The 21060-nt window shown below is 37.1% G+C and carries 25 protein-coding genes; 13 read left to right on the forward strand and 12 right to left on the reverse strand.

Annotated elements, in window-relative coordinates; all coding sequences use genetic code 11:
* The 5 genes from RLO81_RS03160 to cdd all read right to left on the reverse strand — a co-directional run.
* Window positions 1–213: hypothetical protein (locus RLO81_RS03160; RefSeq protein ID WP_350107120.1), on the reverse strand; the 213-nt coding region annotated here is incomplete at its 3' end.
* The gene (locus RLO81_RS03165; protein WP_350107122.1) at window positions 214–807 is read right to left on the reverse strand and encodes a chemotaxis protein CheB; all 594 of its coding nucleotides are present in this window, start codon (window positions 805–807) and stop codon (window positions 214–216) included.
* Window positions 808–822: 15 nt separating this feature from the next.
* Complete coding sequence (locus tag RLO81_RS03170) at window positions 823–1641, reverse strand: CheR family methyltransferase (RefSeq protein ID WP_350107125.1); 819 nt, start codon at window positions 1639–1641, stop codon at window positions 823–825.
* Between the two features lie 83 nt (window positions 1642–1724).
* Entirely contained in the window at window positions 1725–4049 is a 2325-nt protein-coding gene (locus tag RLO81_RS03175; protein ID WP_350107128.1) for a GAF domain-containing protein, read from the reverse strand.
* Window positions 4050–4123: 74 nt separating this feature from the next.
* The gene (cdd, locus tag RLO81_RS03180) at window positions 4124–4600 is read right to left on the reverse strand and encodes a cytidine deaminase (RefSeq protein ID WP_350107131.1); all 477 of its coding nucleotides are present in this window, start codon (window positions 4598–4600) and stop codon (window positions 4124–4126) included.
* Between the two features lie 134 nt (window positions 4601–4734).
* Between cdd and RLO81_RS03185 the strand changes: the two genes are divergently transcribed.
* Complete coding sequence (locus RLO81_RS03185; RefSeq protein WP_350107134.1) at window positions 4735–6069, forward strand: saccharopine dehydrogenase family protein; 1335 nt, start codon at window positions 4735–4737, stop codon at window positions 6067–6069.
* Here RLO81_RS03185 and RLO81_RS03190 read toward each other — a convergent pair.
* Window positions 6064–6570: a HEAT-like fold family protein gene (locus RLO81_RS03190; protein WP_350107137.1), complete on the reverse strand. Its 507-nt coding sequence runs from the start codon at window positions 6568–6570 to the stop codon at window positions 6064–6066. The two genes, RLO81_RS03185 and RLO81_RS03190, sit on opposite strands and share 6 nt — an antisense overlap.
* On the opposite strand from RLO81_RS03190, the gene RLO81_RS03195 reads away from it, so the two are divergent.
* From RLO81_RS03195 to RLO81_RS03215, 5 genes are read left to right on the forward strand one after another with little or no spacing between them, the layout of a single operon-like run.
* On the forward strand, window positions 6569–7102 hold the full coding sequence (locus RLO81_RS03195; RefSeq protein ID WP_350107139.1) for a Spy/CpxP family protein refolding chaperone: 534 nt from the start codon (window positions 6569–6571) through the stop codon (window positions 7100–7102). The genes RLO81_RS03190 and RLO81_RS03195 overlap by 2 nt on opposite strands.
* Before the next feature lie 5 nt (window positions 7103–7107).
* Window positions 7108–7695, forward strand: coding sequence for an RNA polymerase sigma factor (locus tag RLO81_RS03200; RefSeq protein ID WP_350107142.1), 588 nt, complete (start codon window positions 7108–7110; stop codon window positions 7693–7695).
* 3 nt (window positions 7696–7698) lie between these two features.
* A complete protein-coding gene (locus RLO81_RS03205; protein ID WP_350107145.1) occupies window positions 7699–8010 on the forward strand; it encodes a hypothetical protein in 312 nt (103 codons plus the stop codon).
* Window positions 7997–8458 (forward strand): Spy/CpxP family protein refolding chaperone, encoded by a 462-nt coding sequence (locus RLO81_RS03210; RefSeq protein ID WP_350107148.1) that lies wholly within the window; start codon window positions 7997–7999, stop codon window positions 8456–8458. Before RLO81_RS03205 ends, RLO81_RS03210 begins: the two co-directional genes overlap by 14 nt.
* A 47-nt stretch (window positions 8459–8505) precedes the next feature.
* Window positions 8506–8991, forward strand: coding sequence for a DUF456 domain-containing protein (locus tag RLO81_RS03215; RefSeq protein WP_350107151.1), 486 nt, complete (start codon window positions 8506–8508; stop codon window positions 8989–8991).
* Between the two features lie 149 nt (window positions 8992–9140).
* Here the strand turns inward: RLO81_RS03215 and RLO81_RS03220 are convergent, their stop codons facing one another.
* From RLO81_RS03220 to aroQ, 6 genes are all read right to left on the reverse strand, one after another.
* Window positions 9141–9365 carry a DUF5615 family PIN-like protein gene (locus RLO81_RS03220; protein ID WP_350107153.1) on the reverse strand — a complete coding sequence of 75 codons (225 nt, stop codon included), beginning with the start codon at window positions 9363–9365 and terminating at the stop codon, window positions 9141–9143.
* The gene (locus RLO81_RS03225) at window positions 9362–9598 is read right to left on the reverse strand and encodes a DUF433 domain-containing protein (protein WP_350107156.1); all 237 of its coding nucleotides are present in this window, start codon (window positions 9596–9598) and stop codon (window positions 9362–9364) included. Before RLO81_RS03225 ends, RLO81_RS03220 begins: the two co-directional genes overlap by 4 nt.
* 205 nt (window positions 9599–9803) lie before the next feature.
* Window positions 9804–10265, reverse strand: a complete 462-nt coding sequence (rnhA, locus tag RLO81_RS03230) for a ribonuclease HI (protein WP_350107158.1) — start codon at window positions 10263–10265, stop codon at window positions 9804–9806.
* Window positions 10262–10834: a MarC family protein gene (locus tag RLO81_RS03235; protein ID WP_350107161.1), complete on the reverse strand. Its 573-nt coding sequence runs from the start codon at window positions 10832–10834 to the stop codon at window positions 10262–10264. Before RLO81_RS03235 ends, rnhA begins: the two co-directional genes overlap by 4 nt.
* 50 nt (window positions 10835–10884) lie before the next feature.
* Complete coding sequence (locus RLO81_RS03240; RefSeq protein ID WP_350107164.1) at window positions 10885–11943, reverse strand: aminotransferase class V-fold PLP-dependent enzyme; 1059 nt, start codon at window positions 11941–11943, stop codon at window positions 10885–10887.
* A complete protein-coding gene (gene aroQ, locus RLO81_RS03245; RefSeq protein WP_350107167.1) occupies window positions 11940–12368 on the reverse strand; it encodes a type II 3-dehydroquinate dehydratase in 429 nt (142 codons plus the stop codon). The genes RLO81_RS03240 and aroQ overlap by 4 nt, the downstream gene beginning before the upstream one ends.
* Window positions 12369–12459: 91 nt before the next feature.
* Between aroQ and xerD the strand changes: the two genes are divergently transcribed.
* The 7 genes from xerD to RLO81_RS03280 form a co-directional block, all read left to right on the forward strand.
* On the forward strand, window positions 12460–13359 hold the full coding sequence (xerD, locus tag RLO81_RS03250; protein WP_350107170.1) for a site-specific tyrosine recombinase XerD: 900 nt from the start codon (window positions 12460–12462) through the stop codon (window positions 13357–13359).
* A gap of 54 nt (window positions 13360–13413) precedes the next feature.
* Window positions 13414–14445: a quinone-dependent dihydroorotate dehydrogenase gene (locus RLO81_RS03255; protein WP_350107173.1), complete on the forward strand. Its 1032-nt coding sequence runs from the start codon at window positions 13414–13416 to the stop codon at window positions 14443–14445.
* A 65-nt stretch (window positions 14446–14510) separates the two neighbouring features.
* Entirely contained in the window at window positions 14511–16991 is a 2481-nt protein-coding gene (locus tag RLO81_RS03260; protein WP_350107175.1) for an FtsK/SpoIIIE family DNA translocase, read from the forward strand.
* A 32-nt stretch (window positions 16992–17023) separates the two neighbouring features.
* Window positions 17024–17665, forward strand: a complete 642-nt coding sequence (lolA1, locus tag RLO81_RS03265; RefSeq protein WP_350107178.1) for an outer membrane lipoprotein periplasmic chaperone LolA1 — start codon at window positions 17024–17026, stop codon at window positions 17663–17665.
* Between the two features lie 62 nt (window positions 17666–17727).
* On the forward strand, window positions 17728–18543 hold the full coding sequence (gene pyrF / locus RLO81_RS03270; RefSeq protein ID WP_350107181.1) for an orotidine-5'-phosphate decarboxylase: 816 nt from the start codon (window positions 17728–17730) through the stop codon (window positions 18541–18543).
* 1 nt (window position 18544) lies between these two features.
* Window positions 18545–19825 carry a DUF2851 family protein gene (locus RLO81_RS03275; RefSeq protein WP_350107184.1) on the forward strand — a complete coding sequence of 427 codons (1281 nt, stop codon included), beginning with the start codon at window positions 18545–18547 and terminating at the stop codon, window positions 19823–19825.
* On the forward strand, window positions 19825–21060 hold a 1236-nt coding region (locus RLO81_RS03280; protein WP_350107186.1), incomplete at its 3' end, for a hypothetical protein. The genes RLO81_RS03275 and RLO81_RS03280, both read left to right, overlap by 1 nt.

Genomic DNA, 21060 nt, shown 5'->3' on the forward strand with positions numbered 1-21060 from the left:
AAGCACAGCTAATCCCGCCAAAATACATAGACCCATAGAAAAATAAAGACCATTAAGAACAGGAGCAGCGCTATCCAAATCTGAAACCTCCAAAGCCTGAACATCATAAATTAAATCGTTTTGGAGCGTGAATAACGTATAAGTAGCGTAGATACCGCAGATGATATAAACTAAGACAAGGGCTATGCTTACTTTTCGCTGATCTAATTTCATTTACTTATACTGTTTATGTAATTGATTAAAAAACTCTACAATCTCATCAATTTTAAGCACATGATCAATGGTTGTGAGATTCATTGCTGCTTTTGGCATTGTATCAATCATACATTCACTTGGTTCCTGAACGATTGTCATACCACCACGATCTTTAATATATTTCATACCCATACCACCATCCCTGTTTGCGCCTGAAAGTAAGATGCCAATTAACTTATCTCTAAAAACATAGGCTGTAGTACCTAGCGTGATATCAATCGCAGGCCTGGAGTTATTAATCATTTCTTCTGTTGATAAACTGAAGTAATGACCTAACTCTGTTGACATATGATAATTTGATGGTGCCAAATAGACTTTTCCTTTTTTAATATGTTCTTTATCGTACGGTTCTACAATTTCAATTGTACTCTTAATCGACAGCGCCTCTACGAAACCATTTCTTACGTGTTTCAATCTATGCAAGCACATAATTATCGGTAGCGGAAAGTTAGTAGGGAGTGCGGATAAAATCTTCACTATTCCCTGAAAACTTCCTGCCGAACCGCCTATAACTATGGCCTTATATCGATTATCTAATTTAAAATCAGTCACCGGTTATAGAGTCTCTCAGTCCTTAATCTTTTTATAAATTTTCTCTTCGTTATTAACGATTATAAACTTATTCGCAATATCACACCATATGAGAGATTCCTTGGAACCAATGGCCAGGTATCCATATTTAAATAAACTTTCGTGAAATTTCTTTAACACTTCATTTTGTAATGTTTGATTAAAATAAATCATCACATTTCTACACAGTATCAGATCGAACTTATTGAAAATTTCCCCGTTTACCAGGTCGTGTTTTCTGAAAGAAACATTTTCAACTAGGCTTTTGTCCATTATTGCCCTACCGTTTTTTTCTTCATAATAGTCTTTTAAAGACCCCATGCCCTGATACCTAATGTAGTTTTTTTCGTTGAGTTCCATATTTTTCAGGTTGTATTCACCTGATTTTGCCCTCTCCAAAATATTGGTGTCCAAGTCGGTGGCAATTAGACTGGCACTATCGAGAAGATCCAGTTCTTTTAGCATTATTGCCATAGAAAAAACCTCTTCGCCTGAAGAGCACCCTGCATGCCAGATTCTGATTTTTTGATGATTTAATAAGATTCCAGGTATAATATCATCTCGTAATACTCTCCAGAATGAAGGATCTCTAAACATCTCTGTAACATTCACTGTGATCTCATTTAGAAAATCATCTAAAAAGGCAGGCTCATTTAGCTTACGCATGAGCACTTCAATAGTGAAATTGTTCATTTCCAGGATTCTCGAAATTCTTCTTTTAAAAGAAGACATTGCGTAATTTGTAAAGTCATAGTTGTACTTTGTCTTCACAACCTCTGTGATCTTCTTTAAGTCTGCAATATCTATATCCTTCATTAATCGATGGGCTTAGAGGTATTTTGTAAATTGTAAATTAATAAAATTCACGTATAATATGTCCAATTATCTATTTAATTACCCTATTGCCGAAGCCAGGTAATTAAAAACTTATCTTCACTAATGCTGTCGGTAAACATTCTCATCGTAGCATCTATTTCAATCTTTTTTTCTTTCAATTTTAACTTTAGTTTACCTTCTGCAGAGGTCAAACTCTGGATATCCGATTCGAAGATTTCCAATATATTATTTTTAGTGTCCACACTTTGTTGGAGTGCCACACTCAACTCCAGAATTTCTCCTGAGCTATTAAAAATCAGGTAGTATAAGTCTTCAGAAAATGCATTAAGTAAATTGGTAGAAGTAATTAACTTTTCATTCAGCTGCTCTTGTGTTATTTCCAACTCCTCCATTTGTTGACGCATTTCTTCTTCTACATCTGCAAGCTCATTTATTCCTTCTTTACTCTTATTCGATTTTGCCTCTTGCTCAAATTGAGTGACTATTTCAATGATTTTAACCAACTCTCCGTCCTCGCTTCTGACCGGGTTGAAGTAGGATTTGAATTCTACTTTATTGCCTGAAGAATGGCTTTTTTCTAGCCAGCCGGACCAGCTTTTGCCCAGAGTAAGTTCATCGAATAAATTTATACCGCCATGTAAACTGTAAAAATTGTATTCAGAAACATTTGATTGATCTAATCCTAAAGCATCAGTGAATACCCTATTTGCATTAACAATGACACCATCTGACGAATATTCGCAGGTGCCTAATGATCTGTTAATAGCTTCAATTTGGGCGTTAACGGCTTGCTCTTTACGTCCCATTTCCTCCTGGGTGGCGGTAAGCTCCTCCATATTCTGACGCATTTCTTCTTCCTGCGCCTGCATTTGCTCTGTAAGTTGCTGAGACTCTTCAAGCAGCTGTTTGGTTTTTTGATTGGCCTTTACTCCGGCAATTGTAGAAGCGATACTTTCACCAAGTTTTTCAACAAATTGAATCTGATATTCTTTGTACTCATGAAATGACGCTAATTCAATAACACCATAAATATCATTTTCAATTTTAAGTGGCACGAGTAAGATTGTAGTAGGGTTGGCATCTCCGAGGCCAGAGCCTATCTGAATATAGCTTTCAGGTACCTCCAGCAAGTAAATGGTTTTCTTTTCAAGGTAGGTTTGTCCAACTAATCCTTCGCCCATTCGATACTTTCTTGTATCATATTTCTTTGTATCAAAAGCATAAAGCGAAATGAGTTCTAAAAATTTATCATCTTCATCTTCTTCATTAATTATATAAATACCACCCTGGTTAGAGTTTGTATATTCAACAAGGCTAGAAATGATTTCATCACTCAATTCCTGAACGTTATCGCTGGCTCTTAAGATATCCACAAATTTTGCCAGACCTTGTGTTGTCCAGTTTCTTTCTGCTTCTTCTTCATCCATTTTTTTCATTTGGTCGCGCATATTAAGTAGCGCAGCCTGAAGACTGCCTTCCCTTACCTCTGATTCGTTTACTCCTACTATTGACTCATCTAATTTGCCTTCACCAATTTTTCGAACAAAATCTGTAGAGTTGGCCAGCATATCAACTAATCGATTGATGCTTTTTGCTATGATTCCTAGTTCATTAGGTTGATTATAATCTGACTTTTTATTGAATTCTTCATTTGAGATAAGTGACCCTAAATTATTGAGAGGGTTAAACAGGTTTTTCTTAATTAGGAGTAGCACTACAATTATTGCTGTAAGGTTAAATACAAGAAAGAAAATAAGAATAAGAAGGAGCCATTCGCTGGATTTTTCCTGATCCTCCTTTAAAACAGGGCCTAAATCTGAGAGCATTATATAAAACTGTTCCAGCTCTAATCGTAGCACATTAACAGATTGTTTATAAACCTGGTTGTCAATGGAAATTGTGTTATTCTGAATTTCTGTGGTAGAAGTTGAATCGTTTAACTGAACCATCACTGATTGCTGAACTGTAGTGTCTTTCTTCGGAGCCTCAAATAATATATTACTTTGAATCGCTTTAATGGCAGTCCATTTATCAATCAGATTTTCTATTGTAACACCTAAATTCTCGGATCCAGGATCAATTTCTTGTTTTGTAAAAGGCAATTTCCCACCTTTTTTTAACACCCGTAAGGTTGATTCAATATAGTTAAAGCGCTCCTTCAGAATGTCTACTTTAGAAGTATCTTTTATAGCCTCAAAAGTTAATTCTTGTTGCTGTAATGTTTGATTTTTAAGATGCTGAAGTTCCTTAAACTTGACTTCAAAGGTTTTGTAATCATCATGTGCAGTTTTAATGATCACAAAGTTGATAATGGCTAAAAGAGCAAATCCGCCAAAAAGGAGGTAAGTCTGTTGTAGAAGTGAAAGTTTTTTCAGGTTTTGCCCCATAAAAGGAGATGAATTATAAAGCCAATATTCGAATTTACAATATACTTATAAATTAAAAAGATTAAAGGTAAAGATCATAGATTATCCTTTCCAAATGAAAAAGGAAGAAGTGCAGATGAAGAGTCAGAAAGGATCCAGGAATTCCCATCGCCCTTGAATAATACTTTCATTTTTTGTGATTGTGCTTGCTCAAATTCTAGCATTACCTGACGACACATACCGCAAGGACCTGCCGATCTATAACCATCCTCATCTTTTCTTCTGGCAATCACGGCCAATGCAGTTATTCTCTGCTCCATTGCAATAGCACCTTTCTGAAAAAGCGCCACACGTTCTGCACAAAGACCTGCCGGGTAAGATGCATTTTCTTGATTTGCACCTAGTATGTAGTGGCCATTATCCAATTTAAGTGCTGCGCCCACAGTAAAACCCGAATAAGGTGAATAACTGGTGAGAAGTGCCTCTTCCGCTTTTTGAATCAGAACTTTATATTCTTCTTCTAAATCATGATAGTTTTCGTATACCTTAAAGTTGTCAGTTAAACGGGTCATTTATGACTTTATTTAGTAATTGAGCCTTGCAATATACGTTTCTACGACTTCCATTAAAATTTTTATTACTGGGAATTGTTGATTGCGCATGTTAATTCTTTTATTTGAGCCCGCTAAAAAAGACTAAAAATATAATGAAGTTAATATTAGTTCTGGGGGCAGGCAGATCGGCTACCTCTTTAATAGATTATCTAATTAAAGAGTGTTCGGCTCATGATTGGAAATTAAGAGTTGGAGACTATTCTTTGGATTTAGCCAAAAACAAGTGCAATGGCAGCGAGGTTGCAGAGGCTTTTCAGTTTGATATTAACAATCATGATCAGTGTGTAAGTGAGGTAGAAAGGGCTGATATTGTTATTTCAATGCTTCCAGCAAATTATCATCCTTTAGTGGCCAAGGTGTGTGTTGAAAAAGGGGTGCATATGCTTACTGCCTCCTATGTTTCCAATGACATGAAAGCGTTGGATGAAGAGGCCAAAAAGAAAGGTGTTTTCTTGTTGAATGAGTGTGGTTTAGATCCTGGAATTGATCACATGTCTGCTATGCAGGTGATAGACAAAATCAGAGAGGCTGGGCATAAACTAACTGCTTTTGAATCTTTTACTGGAGGATTATTAGCTCCGGGAACTGATGATGACAACCCGTGGGAATACAAATTTACCTGGAATCCGCGCAATGTAGTTTTGGCAGGTCAGGGTATTGTTAAGTTTATTCAGGAGGATAAATACAAATACATACCTTATCAAAAACTTTTCAGGAGAACTGAACAAGTGCATATTCCCGGCTATGGATATTTCGAAGGATATGCGAATAGAGATTCACTAAAGTATTTAGATGTTTACGGCTTGAGAGGAATTTCAACCATTTATAGAGGCACATTTAGAAGACCGGGATTTTGCAGAACATGGGATATTTTTGTTCAATTAGGAGCTACTGATGATACCTATGAAATGGAAGGTGTGGGTGAAATGACGCACCGTGAATTTCTAAATTCATTCTTGTCGTATAATCCACATGATTCAGTAGAGTTGAAACTGGCGCATTACATGGGTCTTGATTTGGAAGGGCCTGAGATGCACAGAATGAAATGGGTGGGAATGTTTGATAAAGAACTTGTTGGGCTCGATAAAGGAACTCCGGCTCAAATTCTGGAACACATTCTTAAAAAGAAATGGTCTTTGGAGCCTGAGGATCGAGACATGATAGTGATGTGGCATAAGTTTGAATACCTGGAAGGTGATATAAAGCGCGAGATCCACAGCACGTTAGTTGCAGTAGGTGATGATGCTACAAATACTGCCATGGCAAAAACAGTGGGGTTACCTGTAGCAATTGCGGCTAAGATGGTGCTGAAAGGTGAAATCAAGGAAACCGGAGTGCACATTCCTATAAAAAGAGAAATATACAACCCAATATTGAATGAACTTGAAGAACTGGGCTTTGAAATGAGCGAAAAGCAGGTGTTATAATTTCTTAAGCACTTTTTTGGCCCTACTTTGAAACCCTGCTGACCCGTATGGCATTTGATCTTCTATTATAAGTTTGAGTTCATTTTTTAGTTCAGGTACGTGCTGGCAAATGTTGGCCAAAACAGTCATGCCAAATACTTTAACAGCAATGGCTTCAGAAGCTGATTCCATTACTTTAAAACAAACATCTGCCGTTATCCCCCAGAGTGGTTCTGGTATTTCAATATCTTGCAAAATTCTGAGTGTATTTCTTTTCACTGCTACATGTTGGCCCTTACCTAGGTTTTTAATCATCTCTTTCAGATAAGGTTTAATTAACTCAGGGTTATTGTCGTGGCATTTGCTCACAACCCATGCTGCTCGCTGGCTAGTTCTGTAATGATCGCCTAAGAATAAGTTCATCAATTCTTTAAACTTGCTTTTATCAGTAACTATATGGGCAGCAATGTATTCAGCCTGATCTTTAGAATGTTCTTTAAGAAGTTCTTTTTTAATATCCATGAAAAAAGTTTGGCGCTACCGCAAGTTTTATGTTGAGATATCATCCAAAGGTCAGAAATATTTAGAAACTCAAAATTTAAAGATGATGGAAAATTTGAAAATGATTGGATTAACTCTGCTATTGGCCGTTGCAGCTATAACTTTTGCCAGCGCACAACATGGATATATGCATGGTAGTAGATTTGAAAGAGAAATGGATGATGACGAAAGAGGGCCGAAGATTCCAGATTTAACCGAAGAGCAGGAGTCTAAAATGAAGGAGTTAAAAGTGGCTTTTAAAGATGTGATCAGACCCATTGAAAATGAACTGAATGAAAAAAGGGCTAAATTGAAAACGCTCTGTGATGAGGACAAGCCAGATAGAAAGCAGATAGAAAATTTGGTGGAGGAAATGGGGGCTTTAAAAACTGAATTAAATAAAAAAGAGGTAAATCACCGATTGGATGTGAAGCAGATACTCACTAAAGAGCAACAATTATTTTTAGAAAACAGACACGAGCATAAACGTGGTGGTAGACATATAGGCCATTAAAAAGGGTGCAGAGCAAACAAGATAAAATTGAGCTAATTGAATTGCTAAAAGCAGGTAATATGCCTGCTTTTAAACATCTTGTAGAAGAGAATCAGAAGAAGGTTTTTAGGTTGTGTTTGGGATATGTAAAAAATGAGGAAGAGGCTGAAGATCTCGCTCAGGAAGTGTTTATTGAGGTGCACGAGTCTATTTCAAGCTTTCACGGGCAATCTAGCTTGGGCACCTGGATTTATCGTATTGCAGTTAATAAATCGTTAGAGCGGATTAGGTATTATAAAAGAAGTAAGCGTTTTGCATGGTTAACTTCTTTGTTTGGTGCAGAGGAAAAGTACAGCTCCTATGCCTATGACTGGGTACATCCAGGGGTGAAACTTGAAAATGCAGAGCGTAGTAAAATATTATATAAGGCAATAGATTCACTGCCGGATAAACAGCATGCAACATTTATTTTACACAAGGTTGAAGGCATGTCTTACAAACAAATTGCCGAGGTGCTGGAACTAAGCTTGTCTGCTGTAGAGTCACTTATCTTTAGGGCGAATTCAAATTTAAGGAATGAGTTAGAGCAGTATTATAAAGAAGATAAATTGTGAGAAATGAATAAGAATGAAGAAATAGAAAAGACATTAGCCAGTCTCGATGCGATGGATAAAGTACATGTAAAGCCATTTTTCTATACACGATTAGAGGCTAGATTGGAGCGAAAAACTACTCTTTCATCGAAAGAAAATAATGTTGGCTGGGCATTGCTAATTGGGTTGGTCATACTGAATGTTGGTATTTATTTCAACGTTAACTATAAGGATAATGGCATCAGCGATATACAACAATTAACAGAAATGCAGGAGCAGTATTATCCTGTAACAGAGAGTTATTATGCATTAATAGAAGAGTATGAAACGGAATAGATTTTTAATAGCAACCATTGTTGTTTTGGTGGTCATTAATTTAATCACACTGACATTATTATGGAATATGAATAAAGGCTTTGATGATGAAGACCCACGAAGGCATAGACATGAGATGTTTTTTGAAAGAAAGCTAGGGTTAAATGATGAGCAGATTGAAAAATTTGAAGAAGCGCGTAGGAAACACTTTGAAAAAATGAAATCCATTAATAGAGAAATAAGGGAGTTGAGAAATGAAATGAGTTCTTTAATGAAAGAACGAAAAGAAAACGAAGCCAAAGAGATTATTTCTAAAATTGGCACAAAATATGAAGAATTGGAATTGGCCAATTTTGATCACTTCAGGGAATTAAGGAGCTATTGCAACCCCACTCAACAGCAAATATTTGACTCTGTTATGAACAAAGTAACCTCACACCCTAGAAGGAGAGGTCATGGCAGACATTAGATGAATAGAACCAAATTTTCTATTTTGGCATCTTTCAATATAGAATTATGGACATAGTCATTTATCTCTTTTCTGGCCTGTTGATGATCATAGGTATATTGGGCTGTTTTCTTCCCATTATTCCGGGCCCACCACTTAGCTATGTTGGGTTATTGCTTTTACAGTTAACTGACCCGGCTCCTTTTACAAATAAATTTCTTCTGATTTGGGCGGGGGTTACAATTATAGCACAAGGGCTGGATTATGTGGTGCCTACCTATGGAACAAAAAAATATGGTGGTAGCAGAGCAGGGGTTTCGGGCTCGATTGTCGGACTTATATTAGGAGTACTTTTCTTTCCGCCCTTGGGTATAATCATTGGGCCAATGTTAGGTGCATTTGTGGGCGAGTTAATGGTAGGCCGAGAACGAAAAGATGCCATGCGCTCTGCATGGGGTTCATTTATCGGATTTCTTTTTGGTACACTGATTAAGCTCATAGCCAGCCTAATGATGACTTATTATTTTGTGAAGGCCGTTATTGAGTTGTTTTGATAAACGAAAAAGTTTAATCGACTACTCTTGTTCGGTAATCCCCTCATTACTTAACTCAATAAAGTTACTTCTTTCCAGAGCGTTTCTTATTAGAAGAAAGTTGTTTCTGAAGAGATCAAACAATTGTTTATTCTTCAAATTACCAGTTGTTACGAGAAAAAGTCTTTTGGCTTTCCAATAGTCATATGAGAATGATAAAAATCTATGTCTTTGGTTAGGACCATTAGGTTCATTTTATCTGAATATTCGGTGATTTCAGCATCAGTACTTTCATCACCATTGGGCAGCATACCAACATGAATGGATTCTAGCCCTAGTTGCTTTAATATTTCACAGAGTTTTATAGGAAGCTGTGCGTCTACTAATAATTTCATACTGAAATTTTAGTGTAGCTCTTGTATTTAGTAATCTTCGTAGCATATGCTAAACACGCAAGAATATCTTCTTCCTCTAAATTTGGGTAATCATCTAAAATCTCTTGATGTGAGGAGCCTGCAGCCAGCAAGTCTAACACTAAATCAACCGTATATCTTTTATTTCTTATGGTGGGCTTTCCATGACAAATGTTCGGATTAACAGTGATTCTATTGATAAGTGCTTGTTCCATTAAATAAAATTACGAAATGTACCTTTAAATTAAATAATAAATACTTGATCACTTTCTTAACTCAAATGAATAAAAAAAGCTAAACGACCTATCGAGGATTAACAGTATACCATTTTATGTTGTTGCTTGAGCTGATTGCCAGCCTAATGATGACTTATTATTTTGTGAGGGCGGTTGCTATCAGCTAGTGACTTGTTGCTTGTGACTAGTTGCCAATATACCCCACATCATCCTTCAAACCACCACCTTCTGCAGCTTCTACCGCCAGTTGATCGCAACGCTCATTTTCTTTGAGTCCGGCATGGCCTTTTACCCAAACAAACTTTACTTTGTGTTGCTTGAATAAAGGGATAAATCGCTGCCACAAGTCGATATTCTTTTTGCCTTTGAAACCTTTCTTTTGCCAGTTCCAAATCCAGCCTTTTTCAACGGCATCCACTACGTATTTGCTATCAGAGTAGATGGTAACAGGAGTTCCGGGCTTCTTTAGAGTTTCCAACCCAACAATTACAGCCAGCAATTCCATACGGTTGTTGGTGGTGTTTTTAAAGCCTTCACTGAGTTCTTTGCGGTAGGGTTTGCCATTTACATTAGCCATCATCACCACACCATACCCCCCCGGACCAGGGTTGCCTTTAGCGGCTCCATCTGTGAAGATGGTAATCATCCGATAAGTCCGATATGTTCTTTAAATATTTTAACAGCGATCGCTAATAAAATGATACCGAAAACCCTTCTTAAAATATTAAAACCAGATTCACCAATTTTTCTTTCAAGCCAATTGGTTGACTTCAGTACCAAATACACAAACAATAGGTTGATAACAATTCCGATAAGGATATTTGGTGTTTCGTAAACGGCTCTTAGTGAGAGAATTGTTGTTAATGTTCCGGCACCGGCAATCAATGGAAATGCTAAGGGAACGATAGACCCAGCCTTACTCTCACCTTCGTTTCTAAACAAAGTTACTCCTAAAATCATCTCCATAGCAATGATAAACATCACAATGGCACCTGCTACGGCAAAAGATCCTACATCAAGACCGAATAACTTAAGAATACTTTGCCCGAGAAATAAGAAAGCAATCATTAACGCACCTGAGATAATTGTTGCTCTGCCAGAGTGAATTTTGCCTTGTTTTTTTCTAAGATCTATTACAATTGGCACAGAGCCTAAAATATCTATTACAGAGAATAGAATAAGTGTTACTGAAAAAATGTCCTTAACTGTAATCATTTTGCAAAGCTAGTTTAAATACTCAAGTTCACAGAGTATAAATGTTAATTCTATGTGAGATTTTCATCTAAAAATGATAACAGCTTTTTCATTTCTTTATTAGCTATCTGTGGGAAATTAGCGATTCTGAACGTATCCTTTTTCCAATCACCATACCCATTGCCCAGCTTTAGTCCTTTCTCAAGGGCTTTAGCTTTAACACTTTCAATAATTTCTGATTTTCCTCTAATAGTAAAAACAGTATTAGACCGGATGTTTTTCTTATCTGCAAGTGGTTTAACTAACTCTTTTGCACCAATAAAGTCATAGAATACAGCAGCTCTTTTTTCTAATTTATTAGATACTTTAGAAATGTTTTTTCGTTCATTCAATACTCTATTCAGCAGGTAAATTGTTGAAACGTTAGGCGTATGGGTGGTTTGGTATTTCTCCATGTTTTTAATTATGGAGGTTAAGCTATTGTAATGCTTGTTTTCTCCGAAACCATTGGCTGTTTGCACCGCTTTGGGAGAGCAAATCATCACAGCAAGGCCAGCCGGCAAACCAAAGCATTTTTGAACTGAAGCATACCAAATATCGGCATTTTCTATCTGCAAAAATGCTCCACCTAAAGAGGAAGTGCCGTCAATTGCGATTAAATGATCGGGGTATTTCTTTCGAACTTTTGCAATTCGTTTATTCGAAACTTTGGTCCCATTAGAGGTTTCATTTTGGGTTATGCAAACTAATCCTTCTTCCATTGATAGATCCAGTTCACCCAGTTTTAACTCCTTATTTAAATCAAACTGATACCCAATGGTTTGTGGATTAATTCGTCTTGTGGCGTTAAACCATTTCTCACCAAAACTGCCATTATAGAAATGATAGCTAATGCCGTCATAAGATTGCGCTAACACTTCCCAACATTCTGTGGCGGAAGAAAGGTAGAATATACTATAATCCTCAGGCACATTCAGTTTCCTTTTGATGAGCGCATTAGTGTCCTCTACCAGTTTCATGCATTCAGGACTGCGATGGTTCATGCTTAATATGCCCTGCACATGTGCTTCAGCAAAGTATTCAGAAAGTTTGTCCTCTACTTTAGATGGCCCAGGATAGAAAATTATCATAAGGCCTCCTTTCCTAAAAAATGTTCGATGGCGAGCTTGTAACCGTTGAGACCCAAGCCAGTAATAACACCTGCGCAGTTTTTACCGGTTAATGAAATATGTCTATATTCTTCTCGCCTATAGATATTACTGATATGAACCTCAATAACTGGGGTTTCTATTGCGGCAATAGCGTCAGCAATAGCCACAGAGGTATGAGTGTAGGCACCGCCATTTAGCACGATGCCATCATAACTAAAACCCACTTCCTGAATTTTATTGATCAGCTCACCCTCAACATTACTTTGATAATAGTCAATGGTAATTTTCGGGTACTGCGATCGTAATATTTTCAAGAACGCTTCAAATGAGGCAGAACCATAAATTTCAGGTTCTCTTTTTCCTAGTAGATTTAAATTTGGGCCGTTAATGATTAATATTTTCATCTTAATGATAAAACTACAATATTCTTGCTTTACGGCATTCGATTCAGATATTTTTCATGAATTCAGTTGAAAAGGAGTAATTTCAATCCTAATGAGCTGGGCGCCACAAATCAAACTTTTCAAAAATTATCTTCGGTTGGAGCGATCGCTTTCACCCAATTCAATTGAAGCCTATGTCAGGGATATTGAGAAGCTGGCGCAGTACTTTGCGATTACAGAGGATAAAACAGATCCGTTGAAAGTAACCGGCACTCAACTCCAGGGCTTTTTAGCTTATGTGAATGAGTTGGGGCTTTCGGCACATTCCCAGGCAAGAATTCTGTCAGGTATTAAAGCTTTTTACAAATACCTGATTTTTGAAGATTTATTGGATAATGATCCCACAGCTTTAATTGAAGGGCCAAAACTTGGCAGGAAGTTACCTGACACATTAGACTTTAGCGAGATCGAAAAATTGTTTGAGGCCATTGATCATTCAACCCCGGAAGGTCAGCGAAATCGAGCTATGTTAGAAGTGCTGTATAGCTCTGGGCTAAGGGTTTCTGAACTTATTGATTTAAGATTAACAAATATTTTGGAAGACATTGGTTTTTTAAGAGTAGTTGGCAAGGGGGATAAAGAACGACTGGTACCTATAGGAAAGGATGCCCTAAAATACTTGAATATATACAGACGCGAAGTGCGTGTGCATGTTCCAACACAGGCAGGCCAGGAGAATTTTGCTTTTTTAAATAGGAGAGGTAAGAAATTGACGAGGGTGATGATTTTCACCATCATTAAAAATCTGGCAAAAGCAGCTGGCATTAAAAAGAACATTAGTCCGCATACATTTCGTCATTCATTTGCTACTCATCTTATTGAAGGTGGAGCTGATTTACGAGCAGTGCAGGAAATGTTGGGCCATGAGTCTATAACCACAACAGAGATCTACACCCACCTGGATCGTGACTATTTAAAACAGGTGATTCAGGAATTTCATCCAAGGAGTTGATGTGCTTTATTTCAAAAGACTAAATTTGCGCCAAATTAATATAAGTCCATTTCTGTGTATAAAGCATTCATAAGACCCATTCTTTTTCTTTTTGACCCCGAAAAGGTGCATCACTTTACTTTTTCAACAATTAGATTTTTGTCATTCCTACCTGGCATAAATTGGCTTTGGAAAAGGCTATATACCATCACCAACAAGAAATTGGAGCGAGAGTACTTTGGATTAAAATTTCCCAACCCTGTAGGTTTGGCAGCTGGTTTTGACAAAGATGCCAAGTTGATTGATCAGTTGGCTTGCTTTGGCTTTGGTTTCATTGAAATTGGCACGCTTACACCTAAAGGGCAGCCCGGTAATGATAAACCAAGGTTATTTAGGCTAAAGAAAGATAAGGCCATTATAAATAGAATGGGCTTCAACAATCAAGGGGTTGAAGCGGCTGTCAAAAAACTTAAAGGTAGAAACTCATCTATTTTGGTTGGTGGTAATATTGGTAAGAATAAAATTACTCCCAATGAAGATGCCTTTAAAGATTATGAAATAACCTTCAATCAGTTATTTGATTATGTAGATTATTTTGTGGTGAATGTAAGCTCACCGAACACACCAAATCTAAGAGCTCTTCAAGATAAAGGCCCCTTGACTGAAATCCTGACTAAACTACAGGCAATTAATAATGAAAAGGACAAGAGAAAACCACTTCTATTAAAAATAGCACCTGATTTAACCGAAGATCAGTTACAAGATATTGTTGAGATAGCCAGAGATGTAAAACTGGATGGTTTAATTGCCACTAACACAACCATATCAAGAGAAGGACTGGCTACTTCAAAAGATAAAGTAGCGGCAATTGGTGTGGGAGGTCTCAGTGGTAAACCTGTTAGAGATATGTCCACTCAAGTAATCAAATATCTGAGAAAAAACCTTGGGCCCAATTTTCCAATAATTGGTGTAGGTGGCATAATGTCTGCACAAGACGCTATTGAAAAGTTAGATGCAGGTGCTTCCTTATTGCAAATTTATACCGGATTTATATACGAAGGGCCAGAGCTGATTAAGGATATTAATAAGAAGATTGCTTCGTTATAGTATTGTTGTAATTAATTGTAACACTGACATTTCATTATATTCACTAGCTTTGTATTTTTGACGGAATGGCCAAAAACACCTACAAATCCAATACTTTCAAGGAATCAAAAAAAGAGAAGGGCTCAAAGCTAAAGTTGAACCTTACATTCTTTAAGGATAAAAGATTCCAATTGGCAGTTGGCTTTTTCTTGATGATAAGTGCCTTTTATCTATTTGTGGCTTTCATTTCTTATCTGTTCACAGGCAAGGCAGACCAAAGTGTTGTTGAAGCCATCAAAGAAACAGGAGTAATACAATCGGGCCGAGAGGCTGAAAACTGGCTGGGCCTTTATGGTGCAATCATATCTCACAACTTCATTTTCAAGTGGTTTGGTTTGGCGGCATTTTTTACGCCACCGCTCCTTTTTATAATGGGGCATAAGATTGTTTTTAAACGTGAAATAATCTCGGTTAAATCAACACTTACGTTTTGCCTGTTTTTTACAATCTGGCTTAGTCTATTATTAGGCTACTCGGTGTATAACTCAGAAGGAGTTTCTGAATGGGGCTTTTTAAGTGGTGGAATTGGTTATGAACTAGCCATAGTTTTAGAAGGCCTCATCGGTTGGGGTACATTACTCTTTCTAATTTTTACTTTTTTGGTGTTTGTCATTTATTTCTTCAATGTAACAACTCTTATTGGCCTACAAAGTAAAACAGTGGTTGATGGTGATGAAATAGTAGATGATAAAACTCCACAACCAATTGTAGAAGACGATGGTGATTTACTGGAAGATGACGAGGAAGTAGATGATGAAAGCGAATCTTGGGTAGTAAAAAATAAGGAGGAAGAAGTAGCTAAGTTGCAAGAAGAAAAGGAAGATGAACCCGAGAATGAAGTTGTTTTTGAAGCCCCAAAGCAAGAGAATGTAGTTAAGAAAAAGGAAGAACCCAACCTTGAGTTGGATGTAGAACTACCAGCAAAGGAAGAGCCACAACCAGCGTTTGAAGTAGAGGAGGAAAAGAAGGAAGAGAAAACAGCAGATTCTCAGGAGAACTATGATCCTACCTTAGATTTAAGTTCATATAAATATCCAACGCTGGAGTTGCTTGACGATCATGACAATAGTAAAGCACAAGTAACTAAAGAAGAACTAGAAGCCAATAAGGATAAGATTATTGAAACACTGGTCAATTTTAAAATTGGTATTAACAGTATCAAGGCGACTATCGGTCCCACTGTAACACTGTATGAAATTGTACCGGAGGCAGGCATAAAGATTTCTAAAATCAAGAACCTTGAAGATGACATTGCACTAAGTTTGGCTGCGTTGGGTATCCGTATTATTGCCCCAATACCAGGAAAAGGCACCATCGGTATTGAGGTGCCTAATAAAAACAGTGAGATGGTAGGTATCAGATCGGTACTCTCAACTGAGAAGTTTATGAAGAGCGATAAGGAATTGCCGGTTGCTCTAGGTAAAACCATCTCAAACGAAGTGCATGTAATCGATCTTGCCAAAATGCCCCATATTCTTATGGCAGGTGCCACAGGCCAGGGCAAATCAGTAGGATTAAATGTACTGTTAACCTCACTACTGTATAAAAAACACCCTTCACAACTCAAATTCGTACTTGTCGATCCAAAAAAGGTGGAATTGACTCTTTTTAATAAAATTGAAAGGCACTTTTTGGCAATGTTACCTGATGGTGAAGAGGCGATTATCACAGATACAAAGAAGGTAATCAATACATTGAATTCATTATGTATTGAAATGGATAATAGGTACGATTTGCTTAAAGAGGCCGGAGCCAGAAACCTGAAAGAGTATAACGCTAAGTTCATAAAACGAAGACTTAACCCTGAAAAAGGACATCGATTTTTACCTTATATCGTATTAGTTATTGATGAGTTAGCAGATTTAATGATGACTGCCGGCAAAGAGGTAGAAACGCCTATTGCCAGATTAGCACAGTTGGCTCGGGCAATTGGAATACACTTAGTGGTGGCCACTCAAAGACCATCGGTAAATGTTATAACAGGTATTATTAAGGCTAATTTCCCGGCAAGGCTCTCATTTAGAGTTACTTCAAAAATTGATTCAAGAACGATTCTTGATACTGGCGGAGCAGATCAGCTGATAGGTATGGGAGATATGTTGCTATCTCAAGGTTCCGATTTAATCCGAATCCAATGTGCTTTTGTAGATACTGAAGAAGTAGATCGCATTTGCGAATTTATTGGTAATCAACGTGGGTACGATTCTGCTTATATGCTTCCGGAATACGTGGGTGAAGGCGATAGTACAGGTGTGGGCGAAGTGGATTTGTCGGATCGAGATGCGATGTTTGATGATGCCGCTCGTGTTATTGTTATGCACCAACAGGGTAGTACTTCGTTAATTCAGCGTAAATTAAAGCTTGGATATAACAGAGCTGGCAGAATTATTGACCAGTTAGAGGCAGCAGGAATCGTTGGTCCGTTTGAAGGAAGCAAGGCAAGAGAAGTTTTAGTTCCAGATGAATATAGTTTGGAACAATTATTGAACAGCCTGAACGAACAATAAATAGTTAGAAAAGAGTAAAATCAGAATTTAATATGAAAAAATTAGTTTTAGCCGTAGTATTTGGAGTGTTTGTCACGGCAAGCATGGCGCAGTACGATGAAAATGCCCTAGCTGTATTAGATGCCATGAGTGCCAAATACAAAAAGATACCGGCTTACAGTGCAGCTATTACCTCAAGTTTAATTAACGAAACGGAGGGACTAAATGAGCAATTTAGTGGTAAGATTTCCGTGAAAGGAGAAATGTACAAGCTGGAATTAGAAGAGCAACTGGTTATCAACAATGGCACTACTGTTTGGACCTATCTACCAGATGTGAACGAAGTAAACATAGATAATTACAATCCTGAAGATGATGAGATGTCGCCATCTAAAATATATGATGCTTATAAAAATGGCTACAAGTATGTTTTAATTGGTGAACAGACGATAAATGGAGCCCTTTGTTCAGAAATCGATCTAATTCCAAACGATAGAGATGCACAGTTTTTTAAAATTAAGCTCTTCATATCAAAGAAAGATAACAGTTTAAAAAGCTGGACTATGTTTGATAAGTCTGGTAATAAGTACAAATACACTATTAAAGATTTTAAACAGTTAAATAATTCCAAGGATTCAGATTTTGCATTTAATGCCGCTGATTTTCCTGGTGTTGATATAATCGATTTGAGATAATTGGAATTAATAATTTTGATATATGAGGCCACTAATAAGTGGCCTTTTTTATTTTTACACTTATGAACAAAGCTCAACTGGTTGCTCAAATTAAGAAGAAAGAGTCTTACCTATGTGTAGGCTTAGATACAGACATTAATAAAATACCTACACATCTTAAAAAGACAGGCGACCCTGTTTTTGAATTCAATAGGCAAATTATTGATACCACCTATAAATATTGTGTAGCTTATAAGCCAAACATTGCTTTCTATGAGGCATTGGGCACCAAAGGTTGGGAAAGTCTTCAAAAGACATTGGATTATATCCCGAATGACATTTTCACTATTGCAGATGCCAAGCGAGGCGATATTGGCAACACATCAAAACTGTATGCCAAGGCCTTTTTTGAAACTATGAATTTTGATTCGATCACAGTTGCCCCTTATATGGGCGCAGATTCAGTAACTCCTTTTTTAGAGTTTAATGATAAATGGGTGATTTTATTGGCACATACTTCTAATACAGGAAGCCATGATTTTCAGATTATAGAGGATAAGAATGAAAAAGCATTGTATGAAGCTGTCATTGAAAAAAGCAGACAGTGGGCAACTTCTGAGCAGTTAATGTTTGTGGTGGGGGCAACACAAGCAGAAAGAATTGGTCATATTCGTTCATTGGCGCCAGACAATTTCTTTCTAGTGCCCGGTGTTGGAGCACAGGGTGGCGATTTAGAAGCTGTGAGTAAAGAAGGAATGAATAGCGAATGCGGATTACTCGTAAATAGTTCTCGAGGAATTATTTATGCAGGTTCTGATGAAAATTTTGCGCAATCTGCAGGAAATGCCGCATCCCAGCTTCAAAATGAAATGAAAGGCTACCTCAATAAATACATATAGTATGCAAGAGGCCTTTTTGCACTACGTTTGGAAGCATCAATATTTTGATAAGTCGGCATTAAAAACAGCCGATGACGAAACTATTTCAATACTAACAACAGGGTTTCACAATTCTGATGCCGGGCCGGATTTTAGAGAATCGAGAATTAAAATAGGAAATATAGAATGGTCAGGGAGTGTGGAATTGCATATAACGTCATCCAGCTGGTATGATCATCAACATCAGATGGATCCTGCCTATGAAGATGTAATCCTTCATGTAGTTTGGCAACACGATAAAGAAATTCAGAGAAAAGACGGTACTGTCATTCCAACACTGGAGCTTAAATCAAGAGTGGATTTGAACCTTGTAAGCAGGTATAAGTCGTTAATTAATAGCAGTGGGGTTAGCATTCCTTGTGAAGGTTCATTTGCACAAATAGATGCAATTACAAAGTATTCTATGCTCGATAAGCTACTGGTTGAGCGTTTGAAACAGAAATCTGAGGAAGTACTGAAGATATTAAACTCTACTCATGGTGATTGGGAAGAAACGGCTTACTGTTATTTATTATTGGCATTCGGTCTGAAAGTCAATAAAGAAGCCTTTGAATCATTGGCGAGAAGCCTGGCATTCAAATTAATAAAAAAGCATAATCAAGATACTAAAGATATCGAAGCCCTTCTTTTTGGAATGGCAGGCTTTCTTGATGAACCTATGAATGATCACTATTTCAATGAATTAAAAGTAAAATTTAAGTTCTTCACTGCCAAGTATGATTTAAAACCACATTTGATTGTCGCTAGCTGGAAATTTTTACGACTTAGGCCGGCAAGCTTTCCTACACTTCGTTTGGGGCAATTGGCAGCTATTCTAGCGAATAAACAATCTATTTTTCAGGAATTTATCAACAATCCTGATATAAAATACCTAGAAAAATGGTTGAGAATATCACCGGGCAGATACTGGCATAAGCACTATCATTTTGGTAAGGAGACAAAATCTAAAAATGGAGGCATAGGCAAAAGCACATTCGATTTGGTTGCAATAAATACAATTGCACCATTACTAGTCGCTTATGGACAAACTGTTGATGACTACAAATACACTGAGCGTGCAGTTACCCTTTTAGAAGAACTAAAGTCGGAGAATAATAAATTAACACGTATATATCAGGAATTGGGTCTCAAACCTAAAAGTGCCGCTGATTCACAGGGCATGATTCACCTTTATAATAACTATTGCTCAGAAAGAAAATGCTTAAGTTGTAGTATTGGAAACTCAATTTTAGCAGGAACTTAATGGCATTGGTAGTTCAAATAGTGAATATCATTTTTTTAGCTGCGTGTAGCTATCTATTAGTAAGAAAAAGTGTAGGGTTCAAATTTTTAACAATAGGAGGCCTTGCCTTAAAAATAATAAGCGGAATTTTATTGGGCTGGCTGTATATGTATTACTATGGCTATGGAGACACGCTAACCTATTTTAAAGAAGCCGCTCAATTGGCTGATTTGGCATTAACGTCACCAACTAACTATCTAAACTTTCTAAATACATCATCAGAACAGGTCTATAAATCGCAATTTGTATATGAGCCAAGGGCACTGTTTTTTACTAAAATAACGAGTGTGTTTTGCTTAGTCTCGGCCAATAATTATTGGATTGTGGCATCTTATTTTTCATTGCTCTCTTTTTACGGAGCATGGGTTTTTGCTCGATTACTTATTAAGCATTACCCTGCACAGAAATTGGCTATTTTACTGTCTTTGTTTTTTATTCCGTCAGTAGTTTTTTGGTCATCTGGAATCATTAAAGAGAGCATGAGCTTCTTCTTAATTTGTGTGCTCTCTACTTATGTTGTGTCATGGGTAGTTGATAAAAAATATAGGATAACAGATGTTTTGGCATTCGCTTTTTTTTTCTTCCTGCTTTGGAAGCTGAAATACTATTATGCGGGTGTGTTTATATCTGTTGCGCTTACACTTTTATTTGCAACCTACCTTTCTGATTTCAAAGAGAAACTATCAAAATCCAAGGTTACTCTGGCAGGAATCTATATTGTCTTTTTAGTGGTAATAGTAATGATTGTAACGCTTTTCCATCCAAACCTCGGTCTATCCGAAATACATGGCGTAATTGTCAGGAATTATCAGGCATATGCTGCGCAATCAAGTCCGGGGAATTACATTGTTTTTGATCAGTTGAATGATGTAAGTGGCTTTATCTTGTCAGTTCCAAAGGCCCTTATCTCCGGCTTGTATCGCCCATTTATATGGGAGGCACAATCAAGCTTAATGTTTTTTCAAGGTATTGAATGCCTAATACTATTTCTTTTAACAATATCCCGTTTGATATACTTTCCTAAGCAGTTATCCAATACTGAATTTTTGATGGTAGTGTCCTGTCTTATGTTTATTATCATTACTGTAACATTTTTAGCTTTTTCAGCACCTAATTATGGAACACTTTCGAGATACAAATCTGCTTTACTTCCTTTTTTAGGATTCATATTACTTTTCAACCATCCTATATTAAAC

The sequence above is a fragment of the Fulvivirga sp. genome (genome assembly GCF_040220315.1).
Lineage (GTDB): Bacteria > Bacteroidota > Bacteroidia > Cytophagales > Cyclobacteriaceae > Fulvivirga.